At 72.8% G+C, this 15,151-nt stretch carries 9 protein-coding genes; 4 read left to right on the top strand and 5 right to left on the bottom strand.

What is annotated here, in order from left to right:
- Nucleotides 1–12: 12 nt before the first annotated feature.
- Together NOO62_RS06930 and NOO62_RS06925 are read right to left on the bottom strand one after the other, a co-directional pair.
- Nucleotides 13–813 carry a putative hydro-lyase gene (locus NOO62_RS06930; protein WP_268770026.1) on the bottom strand — a complete coding sequence of 267 codons (801 nt, stop codon included), beginning with the start codon at nucleotides 811–813 and terminating at the stop codon, nucleotides 13–15.
- Complete coding sequence (locus tag NOO62_RS06925; protein WP_268770025.1) at nucleotides 810–2,114, bottom strand: MFS transporter; 1,305 nt, start codon at nucleotides 2,112–2,114, stop codon at nucleotides 810–812. Before NOO62_RS06925 ends, NOO62_RS06930 begins: the two co-directional genes overlap by 4 nt.
- 191 nt (nucleotides 2,115–2,305) lie before the next feature.
- Here NOO62_RS06925 and NOO62_RS06920 point away from each other — a divergent pair, with 191 nt between their 5' ends.
- From NOO62_RS06920 to NOO62_RS06905, 4 genes are all read left to right on the top strand, one after another.
- The gene (locus NOO62_RS06920) at nucleotides 2,306–3,019 is read left to right on the top strand and encodes a GntR family transcriptional regulator (RefSeq protein WP_268770024.1); all 714 of its coding nucleotides are present in this window, start codon (nucleotides 2,306–2,308) and stop codon (nucleotides 3,017–3,019) included.
- 106 nt (nucleotides 3,020–3,125) lie between these two features.
- Nucleotides 3,126–4,652 carry a hypothetical protein gene (locus tag NOO62_RS06915; protein ID WP_268770023.1) on the top strand — a complete coding sequence of 509 codons (1,527 nt, stop codon included), beginning with the start codon at nucleotides 3,126–3,128 and terminating at the stop codon, nucleotides 4,650–4,652.
- Between the two features lie 47 nt (nucleotides 4,653–4,699).
- Nucleotides 4,700–5,593 (top strand): hypothetical protein, encoded by an 894-nt coding sequence (locus NOO62_RS06910; RefSeq protein WP_268770022.1) that lies wholly within the window; start codon nucleotides 4,700–4,702, stop codon nucleotides 5,591–5,593.
- An 89-nt stretch (nucleotides 5,594–5,682) separates the two neighbouring features.
- Complete coding sequence (locus tag NOO62_RS06905; protein WP_268770021.1) at nucleotides 5,683–10,359, top strand: hypothetical protein; 4,677 nt, start codon at nucleotides 5,683–5,685, stop codon at nucleotides 10,357–10,359.
- On the opposite strand, the gene NOO62_RS06900 is transcribed toward NOO62_RS06905, so the two are convergent.
- From NOO62_RS06900 to NOO62_RS06890, 3 genes are read right to left on the bottom strand one after another with little or no spacing between them, the layout of a single operon-like run.
- Complete coding sequence (locus NOO62_RS06900; protein ID WP_268770020.1) at nucleotides 10,349–11,470, bottom strand: aromatic ring-hydroxylating oxygenase subunit alpha; 1,122 nt, start codon at nucleotides 11,468–11,470, stop codon at nucleotides 10,349–10,351. The genes NOO62_RS06905 and NOO62_RS06900 overlap by 11 nt on opposite strands.
- 27 nt (nucleotides 11,471–11,497) lie before the next feature.
- Complete coding sequence (gene solA, locus NOO62_RS06895) at nucleotides 11,498–12,652, bottom strand: N-methyl-L-tryptophan oxidase (RefSeq protein ID WP_268770019.1); 1,155 nt, start codon at nucleotides 12,650–12,652, stop codon at nucleotides 11,498–11,500.
- Nucleotides 12,653–12,668: 16 nt separating this feature from the next.
- Nucleotides 12,669–15,113, bottom strand: coding sequence for a GcvT family protein (locus NOO62_RS06890; RefSeq protein WP_268775498.1), 2,445 nt, complete (start codon nucleotides 15,111–15,113; stop codon nucleotides 12,669–12,671).
- Nucleotides 15,114–15,151 lie beyond the last annotated feature (38 nt).

Here is a 15,151-nt window from a genome sequence, read left to right as displayed (position 1 = left end):
CGCTTTCGGCGGTCACACCACGCGGTACTGCTCGTCCCGGGCGTCGGTGACGAACATCCGGCCCGGCGCGTGCGTGATCGCGAAGGGCGGCCGCGATGCCATCACCGCGGCCTGCGGCGTGACCCCGCACGCCCAGAACACCGGGATGTCGTCGGGTTCCGGGGCCACCGCGTCGCCGAAGTCGGGGCGGTCCAGGTGCGGGATCCCGAGCCCGCCGGGGTCGCCGCAGTGCACCGGACTGCCGTGCACCGCGGGCATCAGCGAGCTCTCCCTGATGGCGTCGGCGAGCAGGCGGGGCGGCACAGGGCGCATCGACACCACCATCGGGCCGTGCAGGCGGCCCGCGGGGCGGCAGGGGCGGTCGGTGACGTACATCGGGACGTTGCGGCCCTGCTCGATGTGGCGCAGCGGGACACCGGCGTCGGCGAGCGCCCACTCGAAGGTGAAACTGCACCCGATGAGGAACGTCACCAGGTCGTCGCGCCAGTGGTCCACCACGTCCGTCGGCTCGGCGGTCTGCTCGCCGTGCTCCCACACCCGGTAGAGGGGCAGGTCGGTGCGGAGATCGGCGCCGGGGGCGAGCGGAGTGGCCCAGGAACCCGCGTCCGTGACGTCGAGGACCGGGCAGGGCTTCGGGTTGCGCTGGCAGAACAGGAGCATCTCGTAGGCCCAGTCGGCGGGGACCGAGACGAGGTTGGCCTGCGTGAAGCCCGCGGCCCACCCCGCCGTGGGGCTCGTGTCGCCCGCGCGGAAGGCGGCCCGCGCCTTCTTGGCGCTGCGGACCGACGGCGTGGCGCGTGTCTCCCGGCTCACAAGAGCTCCCTTCCGCGCGTCTCCGGCAGACCGAGGAGTGCCAGAACGGCGAGTGCGTATCCGATGGCTCCGAAGACGAGCGCTCCGCCGACGCCCCAGCTGTCGGCGAGGAAGCCGACCATGGTGGGGAAGACGGCGCCGATCGCGCGCCCCGTGTTGTACGTGAAGCCCTGCCCCGTGCCGCGGACGGCGGCCGGGTACAGCTCACTGAGGAACGAACCGAAGCCGCTGAAAATCGCCGACATACAGAAGCCCAGCGGGAAACCGAGCACAAGGAGAAGGCCATTGGCGCCGTCCGGGATGTTCGTGTACGCGAGGATGCTGGCCGCGGAGAGGAACGCGAAGAGCGTGATGTTCCGCTTCCTGCCGAGCTTGTCGGTGAGGTAGCCACCGGTCAGGTAGCCGATGAAGGCACCGGAGATCAGGAAGGTCAGATAGCCGCCGGTACCGACGACGGTCAGGCCGCGATCGCTCTTGAGGTAGGTGGGCACCCAGGTGGCCAGCGTGTAGTAGCCGCCCTGCACACCGGTGGACAGGAGCACCGCGAAGATCGTGGTGCGCAGCAGCCCCGGCTTGAAGATGGCCGTGAAGGACCCTTTGTTCGCGCTCTTGCGCCGCTCCTCGGCGGCTTCGGGCGCGTCGTGCACGTTGCGCCGTACGTAGATCACGAGCAGCGCGGGCAGCGCGCCGGTCCAGAACATCACGCGCCAGGCGACGTCGTCGTCCAGGAACTGGAACACCACGGTGTAGACGATCACCGCGAGGCCCCAGCCCACGGCCCAGGAGCTCTGGATCGCGCCCAGGGTGCGGCCGCGGTTCTTGGCGGTGGCGTACTCGGCGACGAGGATCGCGCCGACCGCCCACTCGCCGCCGAAACCGAGCCCCTGAAGAGCACGGAAAACGAGCAGCGTCTCGTAATTGGGCGCGAAGCCGCAGGCGACGGTGAAGACGGCGTACGTGATGACCGTGATCATCAGGGCCTTGACGCGGCCGATCCGGTCGGCGACCACCCCCGCGATGGCACCGCCCACGGCGGAGACGACGAGGGTGACGGTGGTGAAGAGCCCCGTCTGGCCACTGTCGAGGCCGAAGTACGCGGCGAGCGCCACCATGCTGAGCGGCAGCGTGAAGTAGTCGTAGGAGTCGAGGGCGTAGCCCCCGAAGGCGCCGGCGAAGGCGCGGCGCCCGCGGGGGCCGAGGGCGCGCAGCCAGCCGAAGGCGCCGCTGTCGTCGGGGAGTTCGCCCTGTTCGGGGTGTGGACCGGCCGGAGCGGCCGTCTGGGGCGGTGGGGTCGTGCTCATGGGCACCTCACAGGTGAGGGACGGAGGGTGCTGGAGCGGGCGTGGTGCGGTCGTGCGGTGGAGGTGGGGGGAGTCCGGACGGGGAGGGGTGGAGCACGAGCGGTGAGCTGTGCCCGACAACGTAGAGGATCGTTGAACGATCCCTCAATACCCCTGTTGTCTCGTTCTTGCATCTGCGATTGAATCCGGGCATGGCGGAGGGGATGGGTGACGTGAACGGACTGGCCGACGACCGCGCGCTCCTGGGGCGTACGAGTACGGCGGAGCGGGTCTCGGACATCCTGCGGAGCCGCATCGCCGCGGGCTTCTTCCCGCCCGGGACACGGCTCTCCGAGGACAGCATCGGCGGCGCTCTCGGCGTCTCCCGCAACACGCTGCGGGAGGCGTTCCGGCTGCTCACGCACGAGCGGCTCCTTGAGCACCAGCTCAATCGCGGGGTCTTCGTACGGATGCTGACCGATGACGACGTAGGGGACATCTACCGCACCCGTGCCCTCGTCGAATGCGCTGTCGTGCGGGGGCTCGGCGAACCGCCGTACGCCGTGGACGGACTCGCCGACGCCGTCTCCGACGGCCGGCGGGCCGCGCGGGCGGGCGACTGGAAAGGTGTGTCCACCGCCAACATCGACTTCCACCGGGAGCTCGTCGCCCTCGCCGGCAGCGAGCGCACCGACGAGCTGATGCGCAGCGTCTTCGCCGAACTGCGCCTCGCCTTCCACGTGGTGGACGATCCCCGGCGGCTCCACGAGCCCTACATCGCCCGCAACGGACAGATCCTGGAGGCGCTCCAGGAAGGCCGGCGTGACGACGCGGAGAGGCTGCTCGTCGAGTACCTGGACGACTCGCGCAGGCGGGTGGTCGACGCGTACGGGCAGCGGGGGGCGGAGGGCGAGCGGGGCGCCTGAACCGGGCGGTCGGCATGCCGGTGAGGGGCCAGCGGCACAGTGGCCGGGCGTTGTCACATCTGCGCCGTTTCGACCGTTGTCAGACCGAGGATCTAGTCTGTGCACCGTGACTTCGCCTGCCGTTACGGACACCGCTCCGCCCCAGCTCAGCGCGGGGCCGCGCCCCGCTCTGGGCCCGGCCGCCGACGAGGGCCTGGCGCGCCGCCTGCGCGCCCTCGCCTGCACGGCGCCGCTGCACGACCTCGACGTGCGCAAGGCCAACCTCGCGGGTGAGTACTCGGTGTACGCGATGGCGGAGGTGGCCCTGTCCGCCATCGACCTCGTCACGCTGAACATGGACTTCGATACGGGCGCCGACCACGAGCAGATCGTCGCCAGGCTGCTCCCGCGCGTCGCCGCCCAGGCGCCCGCGCGCCCGGCCGCCGAGCACGAGCGTGTGGCGCGCTGGGTCCTGGAGAACCTGATCAACGTCGGCAGCGTCGACCGCGGCTTCCGCGCCGTATACGGTACCTTCGCCCCGGACGGCACATATGTCCGCAGGGACTACGACTTCAAGCTCCTCGAAGAGGTCCCCGGCCACGGCGGCAGTGTCTACCTGCGGACGACCGACGAAGCGGTCAACGTCCTGGTGGGCGCCCTCGACACCGACGTCACCAGCGCACAGATCGCCGCCGAGGTGAAGCTCGAGGTCCTGATCAGCCGCGGCAGGCTCGCCGACGCCCAGCTCGCCGCGGAGCAGGCGCGCTACCGCACCGTCCAGTACTCGGAAACACTGCGCAAGGCCCTCGACGCGACCCGGCGCAACGTCCGCGCGGTGGACTGGCTCAAGGCCGTCCCCGACATGATCGCCGAGGCGCTCGACCACGTCGCGGACCGGTACCGCCACGAGAACGCCATCCTGACCAACATCCGCAAGGCCCGCGACGAGTCCGAGGACCCCGAGCAGAAGCGCCGCGCCGCCGAGCTGGTCGACATCGTCAAGGACTGCATCCGCCGCCACACCCAGCTGCAGTCCCGCCTCCTGGAGGCCGGCCCGCTCTTCCGCGCCGAACAGGACCGGCAGGCCTTCGCCACCCCCACGGCGCGCACGGGCCTCGACCTGTACGGACAGCTGGTGGCCCCCCTCCTGCCGCTCCCCGCCGAGCAGGCGATCCGCGTGACGGACGCCTACTTCGCGCGCGGCACCGGACTGCGCACGCCCGTCTCCGTCCGCGTCGGCGACCTCGTCGACATACTGCTCACGCCGCCCATGGAGCGCGAGCACCTCGGCGCGGAGATGCCCGAACCCGACCTCATCGCCACCCCGGACGACAGCCGCTTCAGCGAGGAGCAGCTCGCGAGCGCCATGGAGCTGCTCGACCTGCCGGCCGACGCGCCGCGCCGGCTCTCCGGCCTCCTTGCCGACGCCCGGCGCCGCGACACCGAACTGCCCTACCTGGTCGCCCTGTTGGCCGTGCACGCGGCCAGCCCGCCGGTCGGCACCGCTTACCGCCAGGGCGAGGAGAAGCTGCTCTTCGCCGTGGACGACGGCACCGAACTCGACGACGAGGAGTTCGGCGGCGCGGACCTCATCGTCGGCACGGCACTCCTGGACGCCGTCGGCATGGCAGCCGACCGGACGGAGGCGGCATGACCAGGACCGACCCCCCCTCTCCACCCCACCCCCAAGGAGCACACGCCGTGACCGACCACCCCGCAGAGCACGCCGCGTGGGGCGAGCCGGACTCCACGGCGGCGCCCGCCGCCCCCGCGCCCGTCACCCCCGCCGACGCAGCCGACGCCGCACGGCTCGTCGCCTTCGGGCTGCAGCCCAAGCTCCAGCCCGCCCGCGACCAGGAGTACGCGGAACTGCTCCGCCGCTACCGCGAGGATCCGCCCTTCGCCCGGCTCGCCGACGCCGTCGCCACCGGACTCGGACTCGTCGTCCTGGAGGTGTCCCCGCGCGCGGGCATGGCCGTGACCGCCGCGGAGGACTCCGTCTTCGCCGTCCGCATGGGGGACTACGCCCGCCGCGCGGCCACCGACTCCACCGACCGCTTCCTGCACGGCCTCGCCCACCTCGCCATCGCGGCCATGGCGTTCCCGCGCCCCGAGGACCTCGCCGACGACGGCTACATCGGCCGGGTCACCGTCAACGGAGTGGACGCGTTCGTGCGCCAGGCCTGCCACCGCCTGGAGGAGCGCGCCGAGGAACAGGGCGACAACACCGACCCCGCGACGGACACCCCCGGCCTCGAAGCCGCCTGGCGGATCTGGACCCGCCGCAGCTCGACCGGCGCCACCAAGGACGCCCGCCGCCTCGCGGGTTCCACCACCGGCATCGTCGGCAAGGCCGCCGCCTTCCTCACCGACTCGGGCTTCCTGCAGCGCACGGGCGACGACTCCGGAGGGACGTACCGCACCACGGCCCGCTACCAGCTCCAGGTCCGCGACATGGCGGGCACCGCGGCCATGGCGGAGCTCCTCGAACTCGGCGTCGTCCCGGTCACGGACGGTTCGGCGACGCTGCTGCCGCCCGAAGAGACCGACGACCTGGAGCTGGCCGCCGACGCGGGGCTGCCCTTCCACTCCTGACGCGGCCCCGACAGGCCGCCGGGCCCCGGCCCTCCCCGCCCCCCCACCTTCCTTGCCGTCCCCACGACTTACGACGAGAGTCCGCCGCCATGTACGAGCTGTCCCGGATCCGCCTCTACTCCATCGGGCCGGCCGGTGCGCGCTACGCCGACACCGTGCTCGACCTGCGCGGCGTCGGCGCGGAGGTGCCCGACCCCGCGCCCACCCAGGCGGAGTTCTTCGAGGACGAGCCGGTCGGCCCGCCGCGCCGCCCCGCACCCGCCGGCGTGCTCTTCCTGGAGAACGGCGGCGGCAAGTCCGTCCTGCTCAAGCTGATCTTCTCGGTGATGCTGCCCGGCCACCGGAACACGCTCGGCGGCGCCAGCTCCGGTGTGCTGCGCAAGTTCCTGCTCGCCGACGACTGCGGACACGTCGCCCTGGAGTGGCAGCACACCCTGACCGGCGAGTGCGTGGTCGTCGGCAAGGTCAGCGAATGGCGGGGCCGACAGGTCTCCAACGACCCGCGGAAGTTCGCCGAGGCCTGGTACTCCTTCCGGCCCGGCCCCGGCATGAGCCTGGACTCGCTGCCCGTCGCCGAGTCCACCGCCGTGCGGCCTTCGGCGGAGGGCGCGTCCGGCGCCCAGGGGCGGCGGCGCACCATGAAGGGCTTCCGCGACGGCCTGACCGAGGCGGGCAAGGCGTACCCGCACCTCGAAGTGCACTGGGAAGAGATCCACGACCGCTGGAACGAACACCTCGGCGACCTCGGACTCGACCCCGAACTCTTCCGCTACCAGCGCGAGATGAACGCCGACGAAGGTGAGGCCGCAGGCCTCTTCGCCGTCAAGAAGGACTCCGACTTCACCGACCTGCTGCTGCGCGCCGTCACCGACACACGCGACACGGACGGCCTCGCCGACCTCGTCCACGGCTTCGGCAACAAGCTCGGCCGCCGGGCCGAGCTGATGGCGGAACGCGACTTCACCGCAGGCTCCGTTGACCTGCTGAACCGCATCGTCGACGCCGCCGACACCCGGGCACGCGCGCGTGACGTACACGCGGGCGCGGAGCGCCGCACCCGGACCCTGGCGCGCAGGCTCTCCGCGCGCGGCGTCGAGGAGCGGGGCCGCGCCGCCGAACTGGCCGGACAGGTCACCGCCGCCGCCCACACCGTCACCGAGGCCGAGCAGGCGCGCGGCAAGAGCGCCCTGATCTCCGCCGAACTGGCCTACCGGCACGCCTCCCTGGCGCTCACCGTCGCCGAGAAGGCCGCCGCCGCCCAGCGCCGCGAGCTCGCCGACGCCCGCACCCTGCACTCCGCCTGGCAGGCCGCGGAGGCCGTCCTCAGGCACCGCGCCGCCGCCGACCGCTCCGCGCGCGTGGCCGTCGCCATCCGTGAGGCCGAGCGTGACGCGGCACCCGCGCTCGCCGCCCGCGCGAAGGCCGCGTCCGACCTCGTCCGCGCCCTGCACACCGCAGCCGAAGGCGCGGAGAACCTCGCCAACGAAGAGGAGGAGCGGTCCGCCGCGCTCCAAGAGACCGGCGAGGCCGCACACCGTGACGCCACGGTCGCCGCCACCGAGGCGCAGCGCGCCCGCAGCGAGGTGGGCCACCTCAAGCAGCGCCTCGCCGAGGTCGAGCAGGAGACCGCCGAGGCCGTCCGCGCGGGCTGGCTCGACGACACCGCACCCGACGCCGACCCGGCCCGTGCCGCTCTCGCCGCCAGCGACGCCGAGAAGACCACCGTCGCCGCGTGGGACGCCGCCCGCGAAGCCGCGGGACGCGCCGCCGACCACGCCAAGGAGACGGCCGCGGCGGAGGCCCGCGCCGAACTCACCGCCGCCCGCGCCTCCGACGCCGCGACCGCCGCCGAGGCCGCCCACGACACGGAGCGCCGCGCCGCCGAGTCCATCGCGGGCAACCAGCGGCTCGCCGAACTCCTGAGCCTGCCGAGCGCGGGCGGCGGAGTGCCGCTGCCCCGCCAGGGAAGCGACCACTCCGAAGACGCCTCCGTCGAAAGCGCACTCACTGAAGGCGCCCTCTCCGGAAGCGCCCTCTCCGTAGAGGAGCTGGACCGCTCCGCGGACGACCTGCGCGTCCTCCTCGACGACGGCGTCGCCTCCGCCGAGCGGCAGCTCTTCGACCTGCGCACCGCGGCCGCCGACGACTCCCGCATCCTCGGCGCCCTCGGCGACGGCGGCCTGCTCCCGCCCGGACCCGACGTCCTGGCCACCGTCGAGTTCCTCGGCGAGCACGGCATCCCCGCCCTGCCCGGCTGGCGCTACCTCGCCCAGGCCGTCGACCCCGCCGACCACGCGCGCGTGCTCGCCGCCCGCCCCGAGCTCGTCGACGGCGTCGTCATCACCGACCCCGACACGCACGCCCGCGCCCGCGACGCCCTCGCCGACGCCGCCCTGCTGCCCCGCTCCGCCGTCGCCGTGGGCACCGCCGCCGCCCTCCTCGCGCCCACGCCGGGCGAGCAGTCCACGGACAGTGGCGTCTTCCTCGTACCGCCGAACCCGGCCATGCACGACGAGCACGCCGCCGACGAGGAGCGGCAGGCGCTGCGCGCGCGGGCCGCCCGGCGGGACGAGGAGATCCGCGCGCTCGCCGTCCGACTCGCCAAGGACCGCGAGCTCGCCGCCCGCCTGGCCTCCTGGCGCACCGGCTGCCCCAGCGGCCGCCTCGCCGAACTCGCCACCGCCGCCGAGGAGGCGCGAGCCTTCGCCGCGGAGGCCGAGGCCGAGCTCGCCGAGGCCCGTACCGCCCGCGCCGAGGCCGACGAGGCCGCGAGCGAGGCGGCACGCGTGCGTGACGAACGCCAGGACGCCGCCCAGCGCGCCCGGCGCGTCGCCGACGCCCTCGCAGGCCTCGCCTTCCGGCTCCGCGAGCGGGCGGGCTGGCAGACCAAGCTCCGCGAACTGGCCGACGACGCCGTGGAGTCCGAGGCCCGCGCCCAGACCTGCCTGGACCGGGCCCGCGCCGCCGACGAGGACCGCCGCGCCGCCCAGCGCGCCGCCGACGACGCGCGCCGCACCGCCCGCGCGCTGCGCGCCGAGCGCGCCGAGATCGCGGGCGCCCCCGAGGACGTACCGGAGGAGAGCGACACCCGCAAGTCGTCGCTGCCCGCTTTGCGAGAGGCCTACCGCGCGGCGTCCCAGCTCTACGAGAAGGTGGGCGTCGGCGCCGACCTCCGCGCCGAGCAGGCCCGTGCCGAGAGCGACGAGAGCGCCGCCCTCGCCGAGCTCGACCGGCTCAGCAACAAGGTCCGCACCCGCGCCGCCCTGCTCCTCGAAGGCACCGACGGCTCCGACGGGCCCTCCCGGCAGGCAGCCGCCGCCCGCGCGGAAGCCCAGGTCCAGCTGATCGAGGCCCGCGCGTCCACCGCCAGCGAACAGCTCGGCAGGCTCCGCGGCGAGGCCGAGCGGCACGCGCCCGAGGACGGCGACGCCCACACCGAGCTCCCCGAAGAGCTCGTCCCCGCCGACGCCGAGCAGGCCCAGACCCTCCTGCGCACCGCCACCGGCGAACTGGCCGCGCACACCGAGGCGCTGAGCCGCGCCAAGGAGGCGCACGCCGCCCTGCTGCACACCCACCGCGTCACCGAGGACGCCGCAGGCGGCTTCGACGAGACCGCGGCGCTGCTCCGCGACCTTCTGCGCGAACACCACGAAGAGGACGCCGAAGACACCCCCGAGGGCTACCCCGGCTCTCTGGAAGAGGCCCGCCAGGCCGCCGCGGAAGCACGCCGCTCTCTGCGCGGCTGCGCCGCCGACCTGTCCACGGCCGAGTCCGCCGTGCGGGAGGCCAGCGACATCCTCGTGCGCCACGCGAACTCGACGCGGTACGAGCAGGTGCGCACCCCCGCCCGCCAGCAGATCCGCGAACTGCCCGCGTCCGCGCTGCCCGAGCACGCCAAGAAGTGGGCCGACGCGTTCGCGCCCCGGCTCCGCGTCCTCACCGACGAGCTGGAGCAGCTGGAGCGCAACCGCGACAGCATCGTCGACCGGCTGCGCGGCCTCGTCGAGTCCGCGCTCGCCACCCTCCGCTCCGCACAGCGCCTCTCCCGCCTGCCCGAGGGCCTGGGGGAGTGGTCGGGCCAGGAGTTCCTGCGGGTCCGCTTCGAGGAGCCCGACCAGGCCACGCTCGTCGAACGGCTCGGCGAGGTCATCGACGACGCGACCCGCGCCGCCGTGAAGAAGAACTCGGACATGCGGCGCGACGGCATGTCCCTGCTGCTGCGCGGCGTCCAGGCCGCTCTCGAACCGCGCGGTATCGCCGTGGAGATCCTCAAGCCGGACGCCGTGCTGCGCGCCGAGCGCGTCCCCGTCGGACAGATGGGCGACGTGTTCTCCGGAGGGCAGCTGCTCACCGCGGCCATCGCCCTGTACTGCACGATGGCGGCCCTGCGCAGCAACGACCGGGGCCGCGACAAGCACCGGCACGCCGGCACGCTCTTCCTGGACAACCCCATCGGCCGCGCCAACGCGACGTACCTCCTGGAGCTCCAGCGGGCCGTCTCGGACGCGCTCGGCGTGCAGCTGCTCTACACGACCGGCCTGTTCGACACGACCGCGCTCGCCGAGTTCCCGCTGGTCATCCGGTTGCGGAACGACGCGGACCTGCGCGCGGGCCTGAAGTACATCAGCGTCGAGGAGCACCTGCGCCCGGGCCTGCCGCAGCAGGACCCCGACGGCGAGACGGTGCACGGGGAGATCACCGCGACGCGCATGTACAAGCGGCCCGCCGCCCAGCCGGAACCGGCTCAGGGGGTCTCTACGCAGTGAGCTGTTTCGTCAGCCAGTCATGGAAGAACCCGATGTGGTGCTCGGTCGGCACCAGCACCCCGCCCTCGCGGTAGGCGCGTGACGCCATCGCGGGCTGGGTGCGCTCGCAGGCCGCGAAGTCCTGCGTGTTGACGCGGTGGAAGAGTTCCACGGAGTGCGTCAGGTCCGCGCCGGAGGCGACGACGTCGGGTGCGTACAGCCAGTCGCACTCCACGACCGTGCGGTCCTCGGCCAGCGGGAACATCCGGTGCAGGATCACGTGGTCGGGGACGAGGTTGATGAACACGGTCGGCTTCACGGTGATCGCGTAGTAGCGGCGGTCCTGGTCCTGCGACACTTCGGGGAGACGGCCGAAGCCCGCGCTGCCGTCGACCGTGAAGCCGCCGACCTCCTCCCCGAACGCGGCACCGTGCCCCACGTAGTACTGCGCGGCGAAGCCGTCCGCGAACTCCGGCAGGACGTCGGTCAGTTCGGGGTGGATCGTCGCGCAGTGATAGCACTCCATGAAGTTCTCGACGATCAGCTTCCAGTTGGCGCGTACGTCGTAGGAGACGCGTTTGCCGAGGGCGAGACGCTCGGTGCCGTAGCGCTCGATGGACGCCGCGTCGCCGAGCCGTTCGACCGCCGCGCCCATGACGGTCTCTTCGAAGGAGGGCGGTTCGTCGGCCAGGCACACCCACGCGTAGCCGAGCCACTCCCGGAGGGGCACCTTGATCAGACCGTAGGCGGCGCGGTCCACGTCCGGCATCTTCACCAGGTTGGGTGCGGCGACGAGCCGTCCTTCCAGGTCGTACGTCCAGGCGTGGTACGGGCATTGGAGGGCGCGCCGCACCTGCCCGGACGCCTCGGTGCACAGGCGCGCGCCGCGGTGCCGGCAGACGTTCAGGAAGGCGCGCAGTTCGCCGGTGCGGGAGCGCGTGACGAGGACACTCTCGCGGCCCACCTGCACGGTGCGGAAGGCGCCGGGCTTGTCGAGGTCGGCGGCGCGCACGGCGCAGAACCAGAGAGCTTCGAAGACGCGGTCCTGCTCCTGCCGGAAGATCTCCGGGTCGGTGTAGTAACGGCCGGGGAGGGTGGCGGTGAGGCTCGGCGGCAGCGGGGTCGTCGTCACGGTTCTCGTACTCCTCAACGGTGCTTGTCAGGCAGGCGTGGCGGCGAGGCGGCTCGGGTCGAAGAGCTCGATGGGGTGCGCGGTGGCGCCGTCGAGGGCCAGATCGGCGAGGATCTCGCCGACCACGGGCACGAACTTGAAGCCGTGTCCGGAGAAGCCCGCCGCGACGGTCACCGAACCGGGGTGCTCCGGATGTCGGGCGATCACGAAGTGCTCGTCGGGAGTGTTGGAGTACATGCAGGTGGCGGCCTTGACGAAGCCACCGGGGAGGCCCGGGACCAGCCGCCCCACCTGTTCGGCCATCGCGACGATCTCGTCGTCGTGGACCGTCCGTTCGATGCTCTCCGGAGTGCAGGGGGTGCCCTTGCGGAAGAAGGCCGCCTTCGCTCCCAGCGAGGGCCCGTCGATGGCGGGGAAACCGTAGACCTGGACGCCCTCCGCGTCCTCCCAGATGTAGATCGGATGGTTCTCCGGGAGGAAGGGGCCGACTCCGCCGGAGGGCTGGAACCAGTACATGACCTGCCGTTCGATGGTGAAGGGCACGCCCAGGTCGGTCAGCAGCCCGGGTGCCCACGCGCCCGGGCAGATCACCAGCTGTCCGGCGGTGTAGGTGTCCTCCGCGGTGTGGACGCGCACCCCGTCCCGGTACGGCTCCCACCGGGTCATGGGCTCCTCGAAGTGCAGGTCCGCGCCGTCTCGCGTGGCCAGTTGGAGATGTGCGGCCACGGTGTTCTCGGGGCGGACGAGGCCCGCCCGCGCCTCGTACAGGGCCACCTCGTCGTCGCCCGGGGTCAGCGTCGGGAAGCGGCGGCGGATCTCCTTGGCGTCGAGCATCTCGTGGGGCAGGTCCCACCGTTCGGCGGAGAGCCGTGAACCGGAGACCGTGCGGCTGTCGGGGTGCCCGAGCATCACGCCGCCGCACAGGGTGGCGATGTCGCGGCCCGTGTCGCGTTCGAGGCGGTCGTACAGCTCGTAGGCGCGCAGCAGCAGCGGTACGTACGCGGGGTCCTCGAAGTAGGACTGCCTGGTGATGCGCGAACCGCCGTGGCTGGAACCGCGGGCGTGCACCGGGCCGAACTTCTCCAGGCCGAGGACGCGGGACCCGCGCGCGGCGAGGTGGTGCGCGGCGGCGCTGCCCATGCCGCCGAGGCCGATCACGATCACGTCGTAGGTGGGGGACACCGGTGCCTCCTGGCGGCTAGCGGCGGATACGGGTCATCTCCGGGTCGAACAGGGGCTCTTCGGCGACCGTCGCGGGAACCTTCTCGTCGAAGTACTCGATGTGGACGCCGGTGCCCGTCTCCAGGGGCGGCAACCAGGCGTAGGCGACGCAGCGGCCCAGGGTGTACCCGTACGAGGCGCTGGTGACGTATCCGCAGGGGGCGCCGTCGACGTACACGGGTTCCTTGCCGAGGACGACCGCGGCGGGGTCGTCCAGCAGCAGGGCGGTGAGTTTCCGGGTGGGCCGCCCGAGCTTCTCGAGCGCCGAACGGCCCACGAAGTCACCCTTGTTCATGCGGACCGCGAAGCCGACGCCCGCCTCGTAGGGGTGGTGTTCGGTGGTCATGTCGTGACCCCACGCGCGGTACCCCTTCTCCAGGCGCAGGCTGTTGAACGCGGAACGCCCGGCCGCGATCAGGCCGTGCGCCCGCCCCGCCTCCCACAGCGTGTCCCAGAGCCGGAGCCCGAGATCGGCCGTGGTGTACAGCTCCCAGCCCAGTTCACCGACGTACGACAGGCGCATCGCGGTCACCGGTACGTGCCCGATGTACGTCTCCTTGGCCTTGAAGTAGCCGAAGGCCTCGTGGGAGAAGTCGTCCCGGGTGAGCGGCTGGACGAGCGCGCGGGCCAGTGGCCCCCACACGCCGATGCAGCAGGTCCCGGAGGTGATGTCCCTGACGTGGACGTCGCCGGGGGCGTGGCGGAGCAGCCAGTCGAGGTCGGCGGGGGAGTTGGCGCCCACCTGGAAGCGGTCGGGGGCGAGGCGTGCGACGGTCAGATCGGAGCGGATGCCGCCCGCCTCGTCGAGGAGGAGGGTGTACGTGACCGCGCCGGGCTTCTTGGCGAGGTTGTTGGAGGTCATGCGCTGCAGGAAGGCGAGAGAGCCGGGCCCGGTGACTTCCAGGCGGCGCAGCGGCGTCATGTCGTAGAGGGCGACGCGCTCGCGGGTGGCGTGCGCTTCGGCGGCCGCGATCGGTGACCAGTGACGGGCCGCCCAGGCGTCACGAACGTGCCCCTGAAGGCCGTCTGCCAGCGGGGCATTGGCCTCGTACCAGTGCGGGCGCTCCCAGCCGCCGCCCTCCAGGACGACCGCCCCCAGCTCCTGCTGCCGGACGTGGAAGGGGCTGACCCGTAGGGGTCGTGGCCGGTCCATCGGCTGGAGCGGGTGGATGACGTCGTACACCTCGACGAACTGCTGCGCGCCGCGCTCCGCCACGTACGCGGGGGAGCGCTGGGCGTCCTCGAAGCGCGTCAACTCGCACTCGTGCAGGTCGAGCGAGGGCCGCCCGTCGACCATCCACTCGGCGACCGCCTTGGCGACGCCGGCGGAGTGCGTCACCCACACGGCCTCGGCCAGCCAGAAGCCCCGCAGCGTGCGGGACTCGCCGAGTACGGGCATGCCGTCGGGCGTGAACGAGAAGACGCCGTTGAAGCCTTCCGCGATCTCCGCCTCCTTCAGCGCGGGGAGCAGTTGTCGGCACTCCTCCCAGCTGGGCGCGAAGTCCTCCTCGGTGAAGGGGTACGAGGACGGCATGTCCTCGGCGTCGTCGTACGCGGGAACGGTGAACGGGTCGACGGGCAGGGGGCGGTGGGCGTACGAGCCGATGCCGATGCGGTCGGTGTGCTCACGGAAGTACAGATCGCGGTCCTGGTGGCGCAGGATCGGCCTGGAGGCCTCGGTGCGCGGGTCGTTGAGGCCCGCGAGCTCGGGCAGCGGCGCGGTCCTCACGTACTGGTGGGCGAGCGGCAGCAGCGGGATGTCGACCCCCGCCATCCGGCCGATCACGGGCCCCCAGAACCCGGCCGCCGAGACGACGTGATCGGCGGGGAAGGTGCCGCGGTCGGTGACGACGGCGGTGACGCGGCCACCCTCCTTCTCGATGCCCGTCACAGTGTGCCGTTCGAGAAATCGTGCTCCACGCGCGCGTGCCCGTTCCATCTGCGCGCGGCAGGCGGGCACGGCACGGGCCAGGCCGTCCTCGGGCGTGTACAGACCCCCGTACACCAGCGTCTGGTCGATGAGCGGCCACAGCTCCTTGCAGCGCGCCGGGCCGACGAGTTCGGCATGCACGCCCCAGGACGCGGCGAAGCCCGCCTTGCGGTGCAGGTCGGCCCAGCGTTCGGGCGTCGTGGCGAGCTCCAGGCCGCCGACGGCGTTGAAGCAGGGGAGACCGTCCACCTCAAGGGCGTTGAACTTCTCCACGGTGTACGCGGCGAACGCGGTGAGGGTCTTCGAAGGGCCTGTCCGGAAGACGAGGCCGGGCGCGTGCGAGGTGGAGCCGCCGGGCGCGGGCAGCGGCCCCTGGTCGAGGACGGTGACATCGGTCCAGCCGCGGGCCGTCAGCTCGTCGGCGAGCGAACAGCCGACGATGCCGGCTCCGACGACGACCACGCGGGGCCCTACGGGGTGGTCGGGGATCAGGGTGGGGTCCGGGTCCAGGGTGGGGTCGGGGTTCAGGG

It is taken from the genome of Streptomyces sp. Je 1-369, assembly GCF_026810505.1.
In the GTDB taxonomy this organism is placed as follows: domain Bacteria; phylum Actinomycetota; class Actinomycetes; order Streptomycetales; family Streptomycetaceae; genus Streptomyces.
This window is presented reverse-complemented; position numbering and strand designations above follow the sequence as displayed.